The 20,183-nt window shown below is 63.8% G+C and carries 14 protein-coding genes, 1 pseudogene and 1 riboswitch; of the genes and pseudogenes, 9 read left to right on the top strand and 6 right to left on the bottom strand.

Going from position 1 to position 20,183, the window contains the following annotated elements; genetic code table 11:
• Positions 1-82: 82 nt before the first annotated feature.
• Together AK81_RS18815 and AK81_RS18810 are read left to right on the top strand one after the other, a co-directional pair.
• Positions 83-1,180 (top strand): sugar diacid recognition domain-containing protein, encoded by a 1,098-nt coding sequence (locus AK81_RS18815; protein WP_043201255.1) that lies wholly within the window; start codon positions 83-85, stop codon positions 1,178-1,180.
• 234 nt (positions 1,181-1,414) lie between these two features.
• Entirely contained in the window at positions 1,415-2,554 is a 1,140-nt protein-coding gene (locus tag AK81_RS18810; RefSeq protein WP_043201254.1) for a glycerate kinase, read from the top strand.
• A 134-nt stretch (positions 2,555-2,688) separates the two neighbouring features.
• Here the strand turns inward: AK81_RS18810 and AK81_RS18805 are convergent, their stop codons facing one another.
• Positions 2,689-3,600: a LysR family transcriptional regulator gene (locus AK81_RS18805; RefSeq protein ID WP_043201253.1), complete on the bottom strand. Its 912-nt coding sequence runs from the start codon at positions 3,598-3,600 to the stop codon at positions 2,689-2,691.
• A gap of 126 nt (positions 3,601-3,726) precedes the next feature.
• On the opposite strand from AK81_RS18805, the pseudogene AK81_RS30480 reads away from it, so the two are divergent.
• Positions 3,727-4,296, top strand: a pseudogene (locus tag AK81_RS30480) (SDR family NAD(P)-dependent oxidoreductase); the annotation flags it as partial.
• Between the two features lie 45 nt (positions 4,297-4,341).
• Positions 4,342-5,451, top strand: a complete 1,110-nt coding sequence (locus tag AK81_RS30475; protein WP_241496094.1) for an SMP-30/gluconolactonase/LRE family protein — start codon at positions 4,342-4,344, stop codon at positions 5,449-5,451.
• On the opposite strand, the gene AK81_RS18795 is transcribed toward AK81_RS30475, so the two are convergent.
• The 5 genes from AK81_RS18795 to AK81_RS18775 form a co-directional block, all read right to left on the bottom strand.
• On the bottom strand, positions 5,441-6,421 hold the full coding sequence (locus AK81_RS18795; RefSeq protein WP_160325562.1) for a site-specific integrase: 981 nt from the start codon (positions 6,419-6,421) through the stop codon (positions 5,441-5,443). The genes AK81_RS30475 and AK81_RS18795 overlap by 11 nt on opposite strands.
• Positions 6,422-6,607: 186 nt before the next feature.
• Positions 6,608-7,483: a phosphate/phosphite/phosphonate ABC transporter substrate-binding protein gene (locus AK81_RS18790; RefSeq protein WP_043201248.1), complete on the bottom strand. Its 876-nt coding sequence runs from the start codon at positions 7,481-7,483 to the stop codon at positions 6,608-6,610.
• Positions 7,474-9,798, bottom strand: coding sequence for a putative bifunctional diguanylate cyclase/phosphodiesterase (locus AK81_RS18785; RefSeq protein WP_043201247.1), 2,325 nt, complete (start codon positions 9,796-9,798; stop codon positions 7,474-7,476). Before AK81_RS18785 ends, AK81_RS18790 begins: the two co-directional genes overlap by 10 nt.
• An 81-nt stretch (positions 9,799-9,879) precedes the next feature.
• Positions 9,880-10,863, bottom strand: coding sequence for an SCO family protein (locus AK81_RS18780; RefSeq protein WP_043201246.1), 984 nt, complete (start codon positions 10,861-10,863; stop codon positions 9,880-9,882).
• A gap of 55 nt (positions 10,864-10,918) precedes the next feature.
• Complete coding sequence (locus AK81_RS18775) at positions 10,919-14,311, bottom strand: Ig-like domain-containing protein (protein WP_043201244.1); 3,393 nt, start codon at positions 14,309-14,311, stop codon at positions 10,919-10,921.
• 251 nt (positions 14,312-14,562) lie between these two features.
• Positions 14,563-14,677, top strand: a riboswitch (TPP riboswitch).
• A 78-nt stretch (positions 14,678-14,755) separates the two neighbouring features.
• On the opposite strand from AK81_RS18775, the gene AK81_RS18770 reads away from it, so the two are divergent.
• The 5 genes from AK81_RS18770 to codA all read left to right on the top strand — a co-directional run bounded on the left by AK81_RS18770 (position 14,756) and on the right by codA (position 20,174).
• On the top strand, positions 14,756-15,403 hold the full coding sequence (locus tag AK81_RS18770) for a TenA family protein (protein WP_043201243.1): 648 nt from the start codon (positions 14,756-14,758) through the stop codon (positions 15,401-15,403).
• Entirely contained in the window at positions 15,400-16,065 is a 666-nt protein-coding gene (gene tenA / locus AK81_RS18765) for a thiaminase II (RefSeq protein ID WP_043201242.1), read from the top strand. Before AK81_RS18770 ends, tenA begins: the two co-directional genes overlap by 4 nt.
• Before the next feature lie 383 nt (positions 16,066-16,448).
• The gene (codB, locus tag AK81_RS18760; RefSeq protein WP_043201241.1) at positions 16,449-17,714 is read left to right on the top strand and encodes a cytosine permease; all 1,266 of its coding nucleotides are present in this window, start codon (positions 16,449-16,451) and stop codon (positions 17,712-17,714) included.
• Positions 17,711-18,928: a PucR family transcriptional regulator gene (locus AK81_RS18755; RefSeq protein WP_043201234.1), complete on the top strand. Its 1,218-nt coding sequence runs from the start codon at positions 17,711-17,713 to the stop codon at positions 18,926-18,928. The genes codB and AK81_RS18755 overlap by 4 nt, the downstream gene beginning before the upstream one ends.
• A gap of 4 nt (positions 18,929-18,932) precedes the next feature.
• Positions 18,933-20,174 carry a cytosine deaminase gene (gene codA, locus AK81_RS18750; protein ID WP_043201232.1) on the top strand — a complete coding sequence of 414 codons (1,242 nt, stop codon included), beginning with the start codon at positions 18,933-18,935 and terminating at the stop codon, positions 20,172-20,174.
• Positions 20,175-20,183: the final 9 nt, after the last annotated feature.

The following is a 20,183-nucleotide window of genomic DNA, read 5'->3' as shown; positions in this document are numbered from 1 at the left end:
GCCTGTCTTTGTGCTTTTGCACAGCGCTCGGCCCAGGCTGCTGTGCCCGAGCCCAAAAGCCTAACACCTAAAGGACCACGCAATGTTCGAACTCGACCATGACCTGGCACAGGATATCGTTGACCGGGCAATGGCCATTCTGCCGTGCAACGTCAATGTCATGGACAGCCAGGGCTTGATCCTGGGCAGCGGCGAGCCGGAGCGCATCAACACCCGTCACGAGGGGGCGCAGCTGGTTCTGGCCAACGGCCGCATCGTCGAACTGGATACTGACGCGGCCAAGTGCCTGAAGGGCGTGCAGCCCGGGGTGAACCTGCCACTGATGCTGGATGGCCGGCTGATGGGCGTGCTGGGCCTGACCGGTGACCCGCAGCAGGTGCGCACCTATGGCGAGCTGGTACGCATGACCGCCGAGATGCTGTTGGCCCAGCGCCATCTACAGGCCGACCAGCAATGGCGACGGCAGCGCTGTGATGATTTGCTGGCGCTGTTGCTGGGTGGCAGCGGTGATTCACCGCGGCTGCTCGACGAAGCCCGGCAATTGGGCCTGAAGCCTCAGCTGCCACGGGTACCCTGCCTGTTCGAACTGGCCTCGGGGCCACCCGCCGAGGCCTTGTCGGCGTGGTTGATGAGCCGGTACCCGGACAGCTGGTGCGTTAGCCCGGCGCGCCAGTCATTGCTGTGGTGCCGGCCGGCCAGCGTGGCACTGGATGAACCGCGCCTGCTGGAGCGCCTGCAACGCCACGGCTGGGAGGTGGAGCGCCTGGCCCTGGGCAGTGCCGTGCAGAGCCTTGAGCAGTTGCGCCGGGGTTACCGCCGGGTACGTGACTTGCTGGCCTATGGCCGCGAGGTATTGCCGACCGAACGCTTGCTCAGCCTGCAGCGTTACCGGCTGCCGGCGCTGCTGTGGCGCCACCGCAACGATGACGCGCTGGATGAGCTGCTGGAGCCGCTGCAGCGCATTAGCGCCAGGGACAACAGCGGCCAGTTGCTCACCACCCTGCGTACCTGGTGTGCCCATGACGGCCAGAGCCAGGCCTGTGCCGATGCCCTGGGCATCCACCGCAACAGCCTGCGCTACCGCCTGGAGCGGATTGCCGAACTGGGCGAGGTCGACCCGCTACGCATGGAAGGGATGCTCAGTTTGTATCTGGGGTTGCAGCTGTTGCCAGCAGCTTGAGCTCGAGCTGTGTGCGGTCTTTGTGGGCGCGGCCCCCCCCGGGATTTGCGACAACGCTGAAATTCGAGGGGCTGCTGCGCAGCCCTTTCGCGACGCAAGGCCGCTCCCACAAGGGCAAGATCGCAACCACGAAGGCATCCGCCCAAACAACCCGCCCGGCGTTTTGTGCATTTGACCGAGGCCCCCTTGGCGAACAGCTGTCAGCATGCCGCTCATCAGGACAGGAGAATCCCCATGAAGATCGTCATTGCCCCCGACTCGTTCAAGGACAGCCTCGACGCTGCCGGTGTCGCTCGCGCTATCGCCGCGGGCCTGGGCGAGGCGTGGCCGGAAGCGGAGCTGGTGGAGTGCCCGATGGCCGACGGCGGCGAAGGCACCATGGAGGCGATCCTTGCCGCCAGCCACGGCGAACTGCGCCGCCAGACCGTGCGTGGGCCGCTGGGGCAAAGCGTGGAGGCCGGCTGGGGCTGGTTGCCACAAAGCCGTACGGCAATCATCGAAATGGCCCAGGCCAGTGGCCTGCAACTGGTGCCCACCGGTCAGCGCGACGCCTGCCGCAGCAGCACCTGGGGCACCGGCGAGCTGATTGCCGCCGCCCTGGCCGCCGGCGCGCAGCGCGTGGTGCTGGCCATCGGCGGAAGCGCCACCAACGACGCCGGCAGCGGCATGTTGCGAGCGCTCGGCCTGCGCCTGCTGGACGCTGATGGGCAAGCGCTGGAGGAGGGTGGCCTGGCCTTGGCCAAGCTGGCCCGCATCGACGCCAGCGACCTGGACCCACGGCTCGCTGAAGTGCAATTTGAAGTGGCGGCCGACGTCGACAACCCGCTGTGTGGCGCCAATGGTGCTTCGGCGATCTTCGGCCCGCAGAAGGGGGCCAACCCGCAGCAGGTGCAGGCGCTGGACCAGGCGCTAGGGCATTTTGCCGATCGCTGTGCAAAGTTGCTGGGTGAGGATGTGCGCGACTACCCGGGTTGCGGTGCTGCCGGTGGCATGGGCTTCGCTGCCCGGGCCTTCATGGGCGCACAGTTCCGCCCAGGGGTGGAGGTAGTGGCCGAGCTGGCCGGCCTCGATGCACTGGTGCAGGGGGCAGATCTGGTGATAACTGGCGAAGGCCGTTTCGATGCCCAGACACTGCGCGGCAAGACACCGATGGGGGTGGCCCGGGTAGCCAAACGTTACGGCGTGCCAGTGGTGGTGCTGGCCGGGACTTTGGGTGAGGGTTATCAGCAGTTGTATGCCCATGGGGTCGATGCTGCATTTGCGTTGGCCAGCGGACCGATGAGCCTGGAACAGGCCTGTGCCAATGCTGCGCAGCTGCTGCAGGCGCGGGCTTGTGACATTGGTCGGCTGTGGCGCTGTGCCAAACAGTTTTGAACAAAGTCGCTGGACCGTGTGGGAGCGGGTTCACCCGCGAAGAATGCGACGCGGTGTATGGCACCGGCTACGCCGGTGTTCGCGGGTGAACCCGCTCCCACAGGGTTATTCGAAGCATTTGATGGACAGTGTTCCTAGCCGCCTGTGATCCCTTGGTTTTCAAACATGGCAATGAAGTTGGCCAGTGCTGGCGAAGCGTTCTGGGCGTTCCATTTCATGTACAGGCCGATCCCGGGTGCGGGTTGCTCATCAATAGAGCGAATCGGGCAAAACTGCACGCGTTCGCGCGGGGTTGAGCCAACGAACGAGGCCGGTACAAGGGCCACGCCAAAACCGCAGGCCACCAGGCCCAGCAGGGTATGGATCTGCGCTGCCTCCTGCACCACCTTGGGGTAGAAACCCGCCGCCTCGCACAGCGCCACCAGCTGCGCGTGATAGCCGCCGCCCAATGCTTGGGGGGTGAACACGAAGACCTCATCGGCAAACTCGCGCAGGTCGACTTCCCCGTGCTGCGCCTTCGGGTGGCTGGCGGGCAGGGCCATGACGATCTGCTCGTCCAGCAACAACCGTGCTTCAAGCGTGCCCGCCGGCAACGGTAGCCTGCGCATGAAGCCGATGTCCGCTTCGCCGGCCAGCAAAGCCTTGGCCTGCGAGGCGGATGGCATCTCGCGGATGGTCAACTGCACGCTCGGGTAAGTCTCGCGAAAACGGCGCAAGCTGCTGAGCAGCGAGTCGTAATAGGCGATGGAAATCGCCGTGATGGTCAGCTTGCCACTGACCCCTGCAGACACATTGCGGGCGTACTCGATCCCCTGTTCCAGCTCAGCCAGGGTGCGGTAGGCCGTGTCGAGAAACGCCGCACCCGCTGCGGTCAGGCGCACCCCGCGCTTGTTACGCAGCAGCAGGCTGAAGCCCAGCTTTTCTTCAAGGCGGTTGATGGCCTGGCTCAGCGGCGGTTGCGCCATGTGCAGGCGCTCGGCGGCCTTGTGAAAGTGCAATTCCTCGGCCACAGCGATGAACTGCCTGAGCAAACGTGTTTCGATCATCCACTATTCCTGCAGCGTGGCTACTTGTCGGTGATATCCATGAGATATCAAATGTGCATGCTTTTAATATTAAGTCATGGATTTGTTTGTTGATATCGTAAAAAGGAGAATTGAAGGTAGCCAGAAATGCCCGTCACAGACCCTTTTCACAATAAAGTTGCGGTCATCACCGGTGCCGCACAAGGCCTTGGCCTGGCCTATGCCATGGCGTTGGCCGAACGCGGCGCGCGGGTCGTCATCAGCGACCTGGGCACCGACCGATCGGGGCAAGGGCAGGACGCTTCGGCGCTTGAACACGCACTGACGGCCATGCGTGCGAAAGGCTTTGCTGTGGTTGGGCACGCCGGCCAACTGGAGGACGAGGGCGCCTGCAAGCAGCTGGTCGAGCTGGCCATCGAGCATTTCGGTGCGCTGGATATCCTCATCCACAATGCCGGCTGGGTCGATTACCAGCGTATCGAGGATCATGAAGCCGCCTTTCTGCAACGCGCGCTGGGCATCAACGTGCAGGCGCCCGTGTGGCTGGCCAAGCATGCCTGGCCCCACCTCAAGCGCTCCACTGCGCCACGGGTAGTGCTGACCACCTCGGACCGTGCCATGTACCAGCGCTATGCGCAGCCCGGGCTGGTGGCCTATGCCGCCGGCAAGATGGCCCAGGTCGGCATCATGAACGCCCTGAGCATGGAGGGCCAGGAGCACGGCATCCTGGTCAATGCCATATCGCCGGTGGCCAAGACCCGCATGTGGGGCATCAGCCAACCGCCAGAAGAATTGAAACCCGAGTGGGTCACGCCCGGCGTGCTGTACCTGGCCAGTGCGCTGTGCCATGACACCGGCTACATCTTGCGCGCCAGCAACGGGCAGTTCACCGCCACACGCTTCAACGAAAACAGCGGCGTCAGCTACCCTCGGGACCTGGGCCGTGTGCAGGCCGCCGACCTGGCGGAGGTGGCCGAGCGCTGGAACCGCATCAAGGAATGCAACTACGTGCCAGTCAAAGTCGCCAACACGCGCGCGGACCTTGGTGAAAGCCTGGTCTGGGATGAGTGCAGTGGCGCATTGTACTTTGTCGATATTTCTGGCGGACGCATCAACTGCCTGGCACCCGATGGTGAGGTCCGCAACCTTTACGAGTCAGCCGCGCGCATTGGCGCCCTGGCGCTGACCGACCGGGGCAACCTGATTTTCACCGAAGATGACAGTGTGGCCATCTTCGATGTGCCGGCGCGCAAGGTGCGCCAGCATTCGGCATCGGTCCATCCGCGCTCGACCTACCGCTTCAACGACGGCGCTTGTGACCCGCAAGGCCGCTTCGTAACCGGGCTGATGGACGAAGCCTTGAGTGGCAATACCGGGGCGCTGTTCCGCTTCGACGGGCAGTTGAGCGACCAGGTGATCCATGACGACCTGGCCTTGCCCACCGGCCTTGCCTGGTCGCAGGACGGCCGTACGGTGTACTTCGTCGATTCGGCGGCGCGCGCCATCTACCGCGCCGAGTACCTCGCCGAAGGCCGGCTGGGCGCGGTGACGCTGTTTGCCGAAACCCCTGCTGAGCTGGGGCGGCCGGATGGCCTGGCGCTGGACCGCGATGGCGGGTTGTGGGTGTGCCAGTACCATGGCAGCTGCCTGCTGCGCTACGACCGCCACGGCCACCTGACCGACCAGGTGTTGATGCCGGTACCGTGCCCTACCAGTTGCTGCTTTGGCGGGCCGGGCTTGAACACCTTGTACATCAGCACCGCGCGCTTCGACATGAGCCCTGAAGAGCTGCACCATTACCCCGATGCTGGCGACCTGTATGCCATCCGCCCGGAAACGGGCGGCGTCGCCCGGCACAGCTTCAAGGAATAAGCCGTTGCGTCTGGCTGGCCGGTAAAACGGCCAATTCGCCAAAGCGCTGCGCCGAGTCGATATAGCGCAAGGCCGACTTGGCGTCTTTCCAGCCCACATAGCTCATCAGCGACTTCAGTTCCCAGCCATTGGCGGTTGCCCAGGTGGCGAAGCCACGCCGCAGTGAGTGGCCGGTATACAACGCCGCCGGTACCCCGGCACGCTCCAGCATGCGCCGCAGCAGGCCGACCAGGCTGTTGCTGTTGAGTGCGCTGTCACCGAGGTTGCCCCAGCGGTCGAGCTTGCGGAATACCGGCCCATGGGCAATGCCGGCGACCTCCAGCCATTGCAGGTAGGCCGTGACCGGGCACAAGGCCTTGAGGGCAGGGGTGCGGTGTTGCACGCCCAAGGCTTCACGGTCGCCCTTGCTGCGCGGCAGGAACAACGTGATACCGACACCGGCTTCGGCCTGGATATGTTCGATGCGCAGGCGCGCCAGTTCATCACCACGAAAACCACGCCAGAAACCCAGCAACAGCAGCGCACTGTCGCGCCGGGCCCGGCGCAGGGCGGCCAGGTCGTGATGTTCACGTGCCTGGCGGGCTTCCTCTTCAAAACAGGTCACCGCAGTTTGCAGGTGCTGCAGCAACAGCGGGGCTGCCTGTTTGGGCGGCGTCGGGTGCAGGGTGCGGATACCGCGCAGCACCTGGCGCACCAGCGGCGCCTTGGTCGGGTCGGGGAAGCCTTGGGCGACGTGCCACTGGCTGAGTGCAGCCAGGCGCTGGCGCAGGGTGCTGACGGCATGCTGGTCGGCGTGGTCGGCCAGATAGCGGGCAATACTCTCGGCGGTGGCCGGGAGAAAACCGCCCCAGTGGGTTTCAAAGTGCTCGATGGCAGCCTGGTAGCTGCGCCGGGTGTTGTCACGGGTGGCGGCGCGAAGGTAGCGCTCGATATCGGTCATGGTGCGGGTGTCGGCGGGTGATGGGTACACGATAAACCGAAATGGGTTGTCTGTCGTGTACCTCACCCACTGTAGGTGATGGCACACCCACTGGTTTCCCTGTGGGAGCGGGCGTGCCCGCGAAGAATTCAACGCGGTGGATGGCACCGGCTGCGCCGGTGTTCGCGGGCACGCCCGCTCCCACAAAAATCGCGCCAGCCCGGAAGATATCTGCTGCTACTGGAGGGGCAACGCCGCATTCATCATCTGCTGCAGCGGTTCATAGTCGGCCTGGCTGACCGGCACCAGCCCGCTGGCATCCTGTGAGGCAACGAATGCCGCCAGTGCCTGCGGGTCATCGAGCATGGCTTTGCGAATACGGCTTTTCAGCGCCGGGCACAGGCTGGCACTGAACACATACGGGTCGTAGTAGATCGGTTGCGAGCGCCACTGCGCCTTGAGCCGCGTTGGGGCGATGGCATGCTGGGCCACATAGGCATCGGTGCGCTCGCTGGCGACGAACGCGGCATCGACCCGGCCCTCCAGCAACGCCTCCAGCGCCTTGTCGTGGTTGCCGGCATACACCAGCGCACCAAAGAACTGCGACAGCGGCATGCCCACCCGGGCGGCAAATTCGACACTGGGCACCAGGCTGCCCGAGGTGCTGGCCGGGTCGGTCAGGGCCACGCGCCTGCCGCGCAAAGCTTCGATATTGTCAGGGCTTTCGCCGCGGGTCAGCAGCAGCGCCTGGTAATGATTGCCTGCCGGGGTGTAAGGGCCGGCACTCAAGGTAAAGGTGGCAAACGGCTCGATACGCGGATCGCGACGATGGGCCAGTACATACGAGGCAGGGCCAAGGCGGGCGATGTCCGCACCACCAGAAACAATCGCGTCCACCACGCTTTCGTAAGAGGTCGCAATCACCAGCTCCACCGGTACCCCGGCCGCCTGGCTCAGGCGTTGCAGCAGCGGTTGGTGCTCACGGGCCATGTCGATGGCACTTTTGATCGGGATCACCGCAAGGCGCAAGCTGTGTGGCGTGCAATCGGCCAGTGCCACGTTGATGGACACGCTGACCGCCATCAACCCTGCCAGCGCTCTCATTACACGCATGCCTTTTCCTCGACACCATTGAACGGCGGGTACTCGCGCAACTGCGCCGGCGACAGTGGCCGACTGAAGTGGTAGCCCTGGGCGATATCACAACCGGCGAGCTTCAGGCACACCACCTGTTCGCGGGTTTCCACGCCTTCGGCGACCACTTCAAGGCCCAGGCGCTTGGCCAGGATGATGGTGGAGGACACGATCGGGCTGTCATCAGGGCTGTTGGACAGCGGGGCGATCAGCGAACGGTCGATCTTCAGTTTGCTCAATGGCAGCGAATGCAGATGGGCGAAGCCGGCGTAGCCGCGGCCGAAATCATCCAGGCTGATGCCCAGGCCGGCGCCGCGCAGGGTATGCAGGTGCTCCACGGCCGTACCTTCGGGGTCGAGGATGGTGGTTTCGGTAATTTCCAGCTCCAGCCGCTGCGGGGCAATGGCATACCGTTGCAGTTCGCTCAGCAGCCGCATGGCGAAGTCGCCCTGGCGCAGTTGCAGGGCCGATACATTGACGGCCAGCCGTGTTCCCCGGCCGTGGGCGTCCCAGTCTGCCAGGGCCTCGCAGGCCAGGCGCAACACCTCCCAGCCCAGGTCGACAATAAAGCCGCTGCGCTCTGCCAGGTCGATGAAGCGGTCCGGGTACAGCAGGCCGAATTCGGGGTGGTCCCAACGCACCAGCGCTTCGTAGCCCAGTACCTGCTGGGTGTCGAGGCGGATCTGCGGCTGGTAGTGCAGCACGAACTGGCGCTCGGCCAAGGCGCTGCCGAACGCCTGCTCAAGGGTAAAGGCCTGGATGTCGGCCAGGTTCAGCGAGGGGTCGAAGAAGCGGTACTGGGCCCGCCCGGCCTGCTTGGCCGAATACATTGCGGCATCGGCACTGCGGATCAGGCTGTCGATGTCCTGGCCGTCGCGTGGGCAGATGCTGACGCCCACGCTCGGGCTGGTGTTGACCTCCTGGCCGTCAAGGGCATAGGTGGCTGACAAGCGCTGGACCAATTCACGGACCCAGGCATTGATCTGGTCTTCGCTGCGCTCGCCCGCCAGCAACACCACGAATTCGTCGCCGCCAAAGCGCGAAGCCTCGTCACCGGGCTCCAGCAAGCGCTGGATGCGTCCGGCCACGGCCTGCAACAGCAGGTCGCCGATCTTGTGCCCGAGCGAATCGTTGATCGACTTGAAGCGGTCCATGTCGATGAACAGGATTGCCATCAACCGGCGCTTGCCACGCTGGCGGGTCAGCGCCTGGCCGGCCACCTCGACAAACTGGCGGCGGTTGTGCAGCCCGCTGAGGTGGTCGGTGGCGGCGGCATGGCTGCTGCGCCGGTGTTCGTCCTCAAGGCGGCCGATAAGCTGCTGGTTGACTTGCTGGGCATGTTCCAGTGCACAGAAGGCCTCTTGCCGCTTGCGCAACAGGCGCAAGGTCCACAGCAGGCTGGCAATGATCATCAGCGTCATGCTCAGGTTCAACCAGAATTGTCGGGAATAGGCCAGGGTCGAAGGCGCGAGGATTTCGTCCTGGCGCTGGCTGACCACGACGCTGAACCCGCGCTCTGGCACATGCCGGTACAGGCTCTGGTACGCGTCGCCGGCCGCGTATTGGGTCAGCATGCCCGCGTCGCTGCCGGTATCCGGCAGTTCTGGCTGCAACCCATCGCCGGCCACCACCACGCCGCTGGTGTCTATGCGCAGCCGCTCCAGGCCGTCATCCTGCAGCAGGCGCACCAGCCCGCTGCTGCCCAGGTCGATATGCTGAAACAGCACCGCCAGGTAGCCGATGTCCAGTTGTACCACCAGGATGTTTTCGATTTCGCGCCCTGGCAGGTCGGTCAATGGCAGCAGAAAGGGGAGGCGCCAGTTGGGCAGGGTGGCCTGCTGGTCAGGCGCCTGCACGCTGGGCAGAAAGGGTTTGAAGCCATAGCGGGCGACGTGCCGTTGCAGCTGGCGTAACCAGTCCTCGGGCAGTGCGGTGGCCTCGTCGGTATGGCTGGCTGACAACAGCCGGCCTTGCCGGTCGTACAGGCTCATGCGCTTGAACACCGGGTCTTCGGCCAGTATCCGCGCCAGGCTGAAGTTGCCCTGGCGCAGCACCTTCATGTCGTCCTGGGTGACCCGGCCCACGGCCTGGGCGCGGTCCACCAGTTGGCGCAGGCTTTCGCCGACGATGCTGGCCAGGTTCAGGTGCTCGGCGGCCTTGGCCGACAGCGCGTCCTGGCGGGCGGCGGCTTTCTGCGTGATGTGCAGCCCCCAGAGAAAGGCCAGGGTGGCTGCACACAGCATCAGGATCAGCAGCCGCAGGAGGCTGGCGGAGGAAAGCGAACGGCGTATCACTGCTGATAGTTCCCGACCCTGGGTGATGCTCAAAAAATACGACAAGGAGATGACAGGCTGATGACTAATGGCCAATCGCCTCTAAGGGTTTTCCCGATTCGCGACGGGTGTTTGCAGGCGTGTGGTTTCTTCCTCGATATAGCTCATCAATGCGCTGACTTCGGCATCGCCCAGGCGCATGTTGGGCATGGCCAGGCGGTTGTATTGCTCATACAGCAGCATGGCCAGTGGGTCTTTCTCGGCCAGCATCTGGTCGGGCTCCTTCAGCCAGCGGGTCAGCCAGTTGGCGTCACGCTGACGGGTTACGCCCAGCAGGTCCGGGCCGATAGCTGGCTGGCCTGGCTCGGTATTGCCCAAGGTGTGGCAGGACGAGCAACGCGTGCGGAAAATCTGCTCGCCACTGCTGGGCGAACGTATCTCGGGGGCTTGGGCATAGTCGTTGCTCATGGCGCTGGCCTGCTTCCAGTTGTGCAGGCTGTTGCCCAGCCGGTCGGCGAGGATGTACGGGCTTTCGAAGGGCGAGGCCTTCATCCAGCGGCCGGTGGCCTGGTTGCCGATGATAAGGCTCAGGTTGTGGTCTTTGGAGCGGCCGTTTTCCAGGCCTTCAATCCACAGCCCCAGGCTACGGCGCAGTTGCTCGATGTCGTCGGGCTCGCCGGTGAGCAGCGTCCAGCCAGGGCCGATGCCGAACTTTTCGGCATAGCGCTTGAGGGTGGCGGGGGTGTCGTTGTAGGGGTCGATGCTGATGGAATAGAGGAATATGTCCTTGCCGACCCGGTCCCCCAGAATCTTCTGCACCTGGCGCAAGCGCGCGGTTTCCACGGGGCAGGAGTCGGAGCAGCCGGTGAAGATGAAGTTGATGGCGACCACTTTGTCTTTGATCAGGTCGTCGAAGAAATGCACCTTTTCGCCGTCCTGGGTGAGCAGGGGGATGTTGGGGAAGTAGTTGGCGCCCCAAGGGCTTGCGGTTTCCTCGGCCACCGGTTGCTTCGGCTGCAGTGGCCAGTAGGGGATGCTGGCGGCAAATACCGCAAGTACCAGCAGGAAACGCCATGAGCCGGGCATGATGCGATCCTCGTTGTTGGGTGAAAGGGGCCGCACGGCGGCCCCCGCATTGCACTTACTGATATCTGACTGGCGCTGTCACCGTCTGCCCCAGCGTCGATTTCACGGTGACCGTTGCTGGCGTGGCCGGGCCGAAGCCGGTAGTGGTCACAGACACCCGCCAGCGGGCTCCCGTTGTAGCGGCAGTCAGCGTGGCATTCCCCAGGCTTACCGGGCCTCCGGTGGTTGCCGCAGTCACGCTGATGCTGTTGCCCGTGGCCACCGTGGTGGTCCCTTGCACATCCCAGGTGAAGCGGTTGCCGCTGCGCACCTGCACCGTGGCACTGGTGACCTGGATCTGGTCGACCGCTGCCGCCGCGCTTACGGCGATGCTGACCGTGGCCGGGTTCACCGACTCGGCACCCTTGGCATCCCGCGCCGTGTAGTTGAAGCTGGCAGTGAACGGCGTGGCGACCGTCGCGGGTGGGGTGTAGGTCACTGTGGTGCCGTTGGTGCTGACACTACCCTGGCCGGAGTCTGGCTGGCTGAGGCCGGTCACTGTCAGCGGTACGTTGCCGTCCGGGTCGGTGTCGTTGGCCAGCACATTCAGGGTGATCGGCTTGCCAGCGGTAGTGGCTGCACTGTCATTGGCCGCGACGGGTGGTTTGTTGGCCGGGTCGTCGTCGTCATGGCCTTTGGTACGGAAGGTCGGCAGGCCCACCGAAGCCACGTATTGCACGCCATCCCACCCTGGCAGCGGGGTCGGCATCACCTGGAACTGCCCCGGGTGCTCAATGTCCCAGCGCAGCAGCATCGACGAGTCCTCATGCTGGGTGTTGTGGCAGTGCTCCATGTAGGTACCGGCGAACTCGCGGAAGCGGATGGCCATTTCCACTTCTTCCGAAGAATCTACCTCCGGCCCGATGCGATACACGTCCTTGCGTGCCCATTTTTCCCACTCTGGCGGGGCCTTGCCGTCGCGGCTAAGAATCACGCCCTCCTCGAAGTGCACGTGCACCGGGTGGCTCCAGCCATTACCGCCGTTGACGATCTTCCACACTTCCAGGGTGCCGTCGCCGCTGAAACCACCGTCGGTGGACTGGTTGGCCAGTTGTGGCGCTGCACTGATGCGTCGTGGGTCCATGCTGTAGCCAAAGCCGCCATCGGTCTTGATGGTCCAGGGGGCGGTGTCGGTACCGTCGGAGCGGCCAAAGATGAACTCGCGGTGGCGGGCGTTCTTTATCTTGGCCTGGTCGGTGGCCGAGTCGCGGTCAATTGGCAGCGGCAGCATTTTCAGGCCTGCGGCCTTTCCTGGCTTGGCGGGCTCATAGGCCACCGGGTCCATGCTCAGGTCCTGGCCGGTGTATGGCTGCACCAGCAGTTGCAGGAACTTGCCGACCGCCGGGTCGCCGTTATCCCACTGCGGGCCCTTGCTGGTCTGTTTGATCACCGCCTTGTATTTACCGGACAGCACATCAGCCAGCGAAATGGCAACTTCCGGGCCCTTGCCGGTGCGGTGCTCCTCGAGGTTGACGAAGTACAGCTTGTCGCCCGCCTTGATGCCGTTTTTGGCGAAATTGATGATGATGTCGTAGCGCTCGGCGATACCCTGCAGCGGCAGGATGCCGTTGTTGTCCTGCAGGTTGCCGTCACCGTTGAGGTCCAGGGTGCCGTCGAATGGCACGGCGTGCTCCATGATGTTGCCGTCGTTGGCAATCATGTGGAAAGGCACGCGGGCATAGGACAGGTTGGAGCCGGCCGGGCCTTTGAACTCGCCGCTGGTACCGGCAATTTCCCGCACCACGGCAAACTTGAAGTAGCGCGACACCGAACCATTGAGGATGCGGAAACGGTAGCTACGCGCACGCACCTTGAGCCTGGGCTGGTACTGCCAGTTGACCAGGATCTGGTCACCGAGGAAGCCATCGGTGTTGAACGGGTTGAACCACAGCTGGCCGTTGGCATCCCAGGCCTTGTCGGCAATCATCAGGTTGACGTCATAGTCACGGTTACCCCATGGCATGCCCGAGCCGCTGGGGAAACGCAGGTTGACGCCGTCCTGCAGGGCTTCGTTACCGCGGTCCAGGGCGCTGTAGTAGTTCATCATCACGGCGTTGCCCTTGTAGACGTTCTGCGCCGTGAAATCCATCATGTGGTCGTGGAACCAGTGGGTACTCATGGTTTCACGCCAGTCACCGCGGATCTTGATGCTGCCGTTCTGGCAAGTTTTAAGGCCTGGCGTGCCGTCGTTGACGAACAGGGTTTCACCCGGTGCGCAGGGGAAGGCCGCACGCGGGTCCTGGGCGCGCGTGTTGATGGTGTCGTAGCCGGCCAGTTGCACCGGCCAACGGTAGTCATAGTACTGGCCCGGGAAGAAGTAGGCGTTGGCAAAGCCATCGCTCTCGGCCGGGGAGTGGCCGTTGTGCTCGTGGGTGGAAATGGTGTGCAGGCCAAAGCCGCCGTTGGCCGAGGGGTCGATCGGCAGGGCATTGTAATGGCGCATCACGATCGGCTGGCCGTAGCGCACCATCAACACCTTGGCCGGGAAGGTGCCGTCGAATGTCCACAGCGACTTGTGGTTCTGCAAGGGCATGTTCGGGTGGAAGCGGGTGTCGATGCCCTTGGTGGTGCCCAGCGTGGTCGGAATGTCGGAGGTCTGGTAATACAGGCCGCCGGGTGCGAACTCGCCAACCGCATAGTTGTGCAGCTGTTTGCGGTCACGCAGGCCGAGGTTGATGCGCGCACCGGCTTGCGCAGTCTTGAATGCCGCCTGCGGGTAGAACTCGTTCCAGCGCTGGTGCGACCAGCCTTTTCCTGGTGGCCGGCCTTCAGCAGGCGAACCGACCGGCTGGCGGTTGAGGAACATCTCGATCTGCGCCTTCCATGGGTTGCGGTCCAGCACATTGGCGTACTGGGTCGGGAACGGGTACAGCCCGGGTTGCTTGAGGAACGCTTCCAGTGCCGTGCCACTTGGCCCGCTGCGTGCAACCACGTTGGGGTCTTGCGCGGGGGCCGCGCCCAGGGTGGGCACTGGGAAGGTCAGGTCGGGCCGCGGCACTGTCGGGTCCAGTTTTTCTGGCCCGAACTCTTCGAACAACAACAGTTGCTGAGTGAAGGGTTGCGCACCGAACAACGGGCTGGGTTTGCCGTTTGTGGGGTATCGGTCCGAGGTTTGCAGGGCGGGCGGCAGCACGTTGTCGATGCGCACCGTATTGCGGTCGCCGTACACACCATTGATCAGCTCCAGCGAGCCTTGGTTGGCGTCTGGCAAGGTGTTCAGGTTGAGCAAGGCCGGGGTCGGGTCGGCCGGCTGGTCGGTATAGGCCGAGGGGTCGGTCGGCGACGGCTGGCTGTTGTCGTCCAGGGGGGAGGCCATGGCCGTGATCAGTCCGAGGCTGACCATCAGCGCGGTGACCGAAGATAGCTGGAATGCGTGCCTGGTAGGGTGGATCACGGCAGGTGTTTTCATTGCCTTGTGCCTCGCTCGCGGCTGTATGGCTTCTAGCCATCAATGGCGTTTTGCCCGTTAAAAGGCCTTCAGCAACGGATGTGCCAACTGATATTTCAGTAATGCTTTGTTAAACAAATCGTTGTGGCGCCTGATGTGCACCCAGCGGCGGGGCGTCAAAAATGGGTACAAGTCCCCACAAGCGGGTGACCCAATGCCCACTGATTGGGTGCATTGGGGCGTGACACCCCCGGCGCGCTGGGGTATACCTGTTCGCCACCAAGGGGAGCCCGGCAAAGGGCTGAGAAACCGCTGCAAGCAGCAGCGCGGTGACCCTTCGAACCTGATCCGGATCATGCCGGCGAAGGGATGGGGCTTGTAACCTGCCTTTTTGCCGGCCTCACTGCGAGGCCCGTCCATGTCAACTGCCAAGGTCTCGCTGTCACCTTCATCAAGGACAGCAACATGACCGAACGTTTCAGCCAGTCCCTGCGCCGCCAAAGCGAGCCGACCTGGTCGGCGGCCGTTGGCCACCGTTTCGTGACCCAATTGTGCGACGGCAGCCTGCCGGACCCGATCATGGTCGACTACCTGGTGCAGGACCATCGCTTTCTCGACAGTTTCCTGACCTTGCTGGGTGCGGCCATCGCCACCGCCGATACGTTCGAGGCGCGTCTGCGCTTCGGCCGCTTTGCCGGGATGATTTCCAGCGATGAGAACACCTACTTCCTGCGTGCCTTCGAGGCACTGGATGTAAGCCCGGCTCAACGCAGTGAACCGACCGATACCGTGCCAACCGCAGGCTTCAAGGCGATCATGCGCGAAGCGGCAGCGACCCGCTCGTATGCAGCGGCGCTGGCAGTGCTCAACGTTGCCGAAGGCCTGTACCTGGACTGGGCGCTGAAGGCGCCAAAACCGATGCCGGGCAACTTCGTCCATGCCGAGTGGATCACCCTGCACGACAACCCGGCATTCCAGGCCTTTGTTGCTTTCCTGCAGTCTGAACTGGACCGCGTCGGCCCGCAGGAAGCTGCACTGGCAAGTGACTTCTACCAGCGCACCGTTGCGCTGGAGCTGGCCTTCTTCGATGCCGTCTACCCGGAGGGCAAATGAGCATGGATATCTTCGAGCGCCTCAAGGCCGCAGCCACCCAACAGTGGCACAGCTATGTAGACCATGACTTTGTGCGGCAGATGGGCGAGGGCACGCTGAGCGAGGAAGCGTTCCGGACTTACCTGGTACAGGATTACCTGTTCCTCATCCAGTTCGCCCGCGCCTGGGCACTGGCGGCCTACAAGAGCCGTCGCCCGGCAGATATCCGCGCGGCGCAGGCCGGCCTGGCGGCGATTTTGGATGAAACCGATCTGCACGTGCGCCTGTGCGCGCGTTGGGGGCTGACCCAGGCAGATATCGAGGCCGCGCCAGAGCACCAGGCCACGGTGGCATACACCCGGTACGTGCTGGACTGCGGCGCCGCCGGTGACCTGTTGGAACTGCACGTGGCACTGGCGCCTTGTGTGATCGGCTATGCCGAAATCGGCCGGGCTCTGGCCGAGCGCATCGGCGACTTGAGCAACCACCCGTATCGCGAGTGGATTGGTGAGTATGCCGGGGAGGGCTACCAAAGTGTGGCGGCGGCAGCGCGCAAACACCTGGATGAACTGGCAGCGCGGAGCATGACCGAGCAGCGCTTTGCCGAGCTGGTGGGGATTTTCGGCCAGGCGTCCAGCCTGGAGGCGGACTTCTGGCAGATGGGCCTGGACGGGGCGGCATAGGCCACCGGGGCCACTGTGGGAGCGGGCTAGCCCGCGAAGAATCCAGCGCGGTGGATGGCACCGGCTTCGCCGGTGTTCGCGGGCGCGCCCGCTCCCACAGTAATCGTGCGGAATTTTAGAATGGGCAGCAATACAGTTGCCCCCACACTGACCGCGCAAGCTTGGCTGGGTGAATCCTACCCAGCCCAAGCCCGCTTTGGTGCATGAATGCCTCAAAATAAGTCGTTCAGCACACCTTCATAACGCTGAAATGCGACTTTAATGTTCACAGTGCACATCCCCTTCTGGGCTGCCTGCCCGATTTGATTCCGGGTTTCGGCCCTCGAAAAAGCGGCCCGCATATTGCTCTTCCAGCTCCCAACTACCACCCGGAGCCCCGTGCAATGAGCTCACCCAGCGAATTCCCCCTCAGCGAAGCCCCGCAGTCCGCCCGCAAGGGCCTGCTGCCGATTGCCATGGTCTTGTTCAGCTTTACCTTTTTCACCGGCACGATGTTCGCCGGCGGCAAGCTGGGCATGGCTTTCAACTTTGTCGACATGTTGTGGGTGGCCACCGTCGGCAACAGCCTGCTGGCGATGTATGCCGCAGCGTTGGCATTCATCGCTTCGCGCAGCGGGCTGAATACCGTGTTGATGGGGCGCTTCTGTTTCGGTGAGGCAGGTAGCCGGCTCTCGGATTTCCTGCTGGGTTTCGCTGAACTGGGCTGGTACGCCTGGGGTACGGCCACGGTGGCCATCGTGCTGGTCAAGCTACTGGGCTTGGCGGAAGGTTTCGGCGTACCGTTGATGGTGCTGTTCGGGCTGGGTTTCAGCATTACTGCCATCATCGGCTTCAAGGGGCTGGACGTGCTGTCGCGCGTGTCGGTGCCATTGATGTTCGTGCTGCTGCTGGTGTCGATGTACATCGCCACCCGCGATGCCGGTGGCTTTGCCGGCCTGGCTGCAGTAGTGCCGCACGAGACCATGACCTTTTCGGCAGCAGTGACCATGGTGTTCGGCACCTTCGCCAGTGGTGCCACCCAAGCCACCAACTGGACACGGCTGTCGCGTAGCGGCCGGGTGGCGGTGATCGCCAGCGTGGTGGCATTCCTGCTTGGCAACGGCCTGATGGTAGTGGCCGGTGCCTGGTGCGCGATGGTTTACCAGCAGGCCGATATTGTCGAAGTAATGATGCTGCAGGGCCTGTCGTTCGCGGCTGTGGTGATGCTGTGCCTGAACCTGTGGACCATCCAGGGGCCGACCATCTACAACGTGTCGGCGGCCGCCTGCCATTTGTTGCGCAGTGAGCGCCGGCGCACGGCAACGCTGGTGGCGGCCGGGGTTGGCATTGTGCTGGCGATTGGTGGCATGTACGAAATGCTGATCCCGTTCCTGGTGCTGCTGGGCTCGATCATTCCACCGGTGGGCGGGGTGATCATGGCTGACTTCTGGTATCGCCACCGCGGCCAGTACCCGGCACTGGGCACGGCAAGCCTGCCACGCTACAACCTCACCGGGCTGTTTGCCTATGCCGTGGGCGCGGTCCTGGCGTACGCCTCGCCGTGGGTCGCTCCGCTGGTGGGTATCGGCGCCTCGGCCCTGTGTTACATCGTCATGCTCGAACTGGGCGCACGCCGCCGGGCGCCGGGCCAGGCGGGTGTCGAACCGTGAGCCTGGCGCTGGACGAGATCCTGCATTTGCCTGGCCTGCACGAGATGCGTGTGCTGGCCGGGGCACGCAACCTTCAGCGGCGGGTGCGCTGGCCGTATGTGGCGGAAAACGAAGGCATCGCCGAATGGGTGATGGGCGGTGAGTTGGTGTTTGTCACTGGCATCAACCACCCGCGCGGCGAGGCCAACCTGCTGAGCCTGGTGGAAGACGGCGACGCCGTGGGCATCGCCGGCATGGTGATCCTCACCGGCGGCAGCTTTATCCAGAGCGTCCCTGCATCTGTCATCGCGCGAGCCGAGCAACTTGGCCTGCCGCTGATCGAGCAGCCGTATGCATTGAAAATGGTGGTGGTCACCCACCTGATTGGCACGGCGCTGGTGCAGATGAGCCAGGTACGCCGCTCGCGCCACGACATCCTTGGCCAGTTGCTCACCGGCGACTACCCGAGCCTGGCGATTGCCCGACAGCGGGCAACGCACCTGCAACTGGCACTGGACGCGCCGCGGCGCTTGCTGGCTTTGCGCCTGGCGGGTGTGGATGGCTTGTTCGAGCACCATGGGCTGGCCCACGGCGAGCGTACCTGGCAAGCTACCCGGCAGGCCCTGGAAGACCAGCTCGAAGCCTGGTGCCGCCAACGGCCAGGCAGCGTTACGGCGCAGCTGCCGGGCGATCTGTTCGTGGTGCTGCTGGCCGATACACACGACCTGCCCGAAACGTTGGCTGCGCTTTACCGGCAGTTGCAGGCCGCGACGGGTGAGCTGAGTTTACACATGGGTTTGTCGAGCCTCGCCGACGATTGTGCGCATTATCGCCAGGCCCTCAACGAGGCACGTCAGGCTTTGGACGTAGCGCAGCACCTGCGACCGGCCAACGGCTATTGCAACTTCAGCGAACTGGGCGTGCTGCGCCTGCTGCAAGGCATCGTCGACCGCTCGCTGATCGACGACTTTGTCAGCCGTACGCTCGGCCCGTTGATCGCCCCTGGGCGCAAGCAGGCCAATGCCCTGGTGCACACCCTCGACGCCTTGCTCATGGAAAACGGCAACGGGCTCAAGGCCGCACAGCGGCTAGGGCTGCACCGCAACACCATCAATCAGCGCATCCAGCGCATCGAACAACTGAGCGGGCAGTCCATCGATGACCCGCTTTTTCGCATGAATGCTTCGGTCGCCATGCTGGTATGGCGCATGAGCGAAGCCCACGGCAAGGAGTAACAGCATGAACATCCTCAACGCACGCCTGCGCGGCAAGCCTGGCCTGTTCCGCATCGAACTGAACGGCGAGCGCATTGCCGCCATCGTGCCGCAGACCGAGGGGGTGGCGCCCGCTGCTGCCCATGACCTGGACGCAGGGCAAAACCTGGTGGTGGCGCCCTTTGTCGAACCGCATATCCACCTCGACGCCACACTGACTGCCGGCGAACCCCGGTGGAACATGAGCGGCACCCTGTTCGAAGGCATCGAATGCTGGGCCGAGCGCAAGGAAATCACCACCCATGAAGACATCAAGTCGCGCGCAAAAAAGACCATCGGCATGCTGGTGGACCACGGCATCCAGCATGTGCGCACCCACGTCGATGTGACCGACCCGAAACTCACCGCACTCAAGGCCATGGTCGAGGTACGTGATGAAGTACGCGAGCTGGTCGACTTGCAGATTGTCGCCTTCCCGCAGGAGGGTATCGAGTCGTACGCCAACGGCCGGGCGCTGATGACCGAAGCGGTGGCGATTGGCGCCGATGTGGTCGGCGGTATTCCGCATTTCGAGAACACCCGCGACCAGGGCGTGTCGTCGGTGAAGTTCCTGATGGACCTGGCCGAGCGTACCGGTTGCCTGGTGGACGTGCACTGCGACGAGACCGACGACCCGCAATCACGCTTCCTGGAAGTGCTGGCCGAGGAGGCCCGGGTGCGCGGCATGGGTGCCCGGGTGACGGCCAGCCACACCGTGGCCATGGGCTCGTATGACAATGCCTACTGCTACAAGCTGTTCCGCCTGCTCAAGCTGTCGGGCATCAACTTCGTGTCGTGCCCGACCGAGAGCATTCACCTGCAAGGGCGCTTCGACAACTACCCCAAGCGCCGTGGCGTGACCCGTGTGGCAGAGATCGACCGTGCGGGGATGAACGTGTGCTTTGGCCAGGATTCCATCGTCGACCCGTGGTACCCGCTGGGCAATGGCAACATCCTGCGCATTCTTGAAGCCGGCCTGCACATCTGCCACATGCTCGGCTACGAAGACCTGCAGCGTTGCCTTGACCTGATCACCGATAACAGCGCCCGCACCCTGAACCTGGGCGAGCGCTACGGCATCGAGGTGGGGCGGCCGGCGAACCTGTTGCTGTTGTCGGCGCCTGACGATTACGAAATGGTCCGTACCCAGGGGCATGCGCTAGTGTCGGTACGCAATGGCAAGGTGCTGATGCAGCGTACGCCGGCGCAGGTGCAGCGTTTGCTCTGACTTCGCTAT

The organism is Pseudomonas putida W15Oct28 (assembly GCF_000708715.2).
Lineage (GTDB): Bacteria > Pseudomonadota > Gammaproteobacteria > Pseudomonadales > Pseudomonadaceae > Aquipseudomonas > Aquipseudomonas putida_R.
The sequence above is the reverse complement of the archived record's forward strand: the minus strand, read 5'-3'. Positions and strand labels throughout refer to the sequence as shown.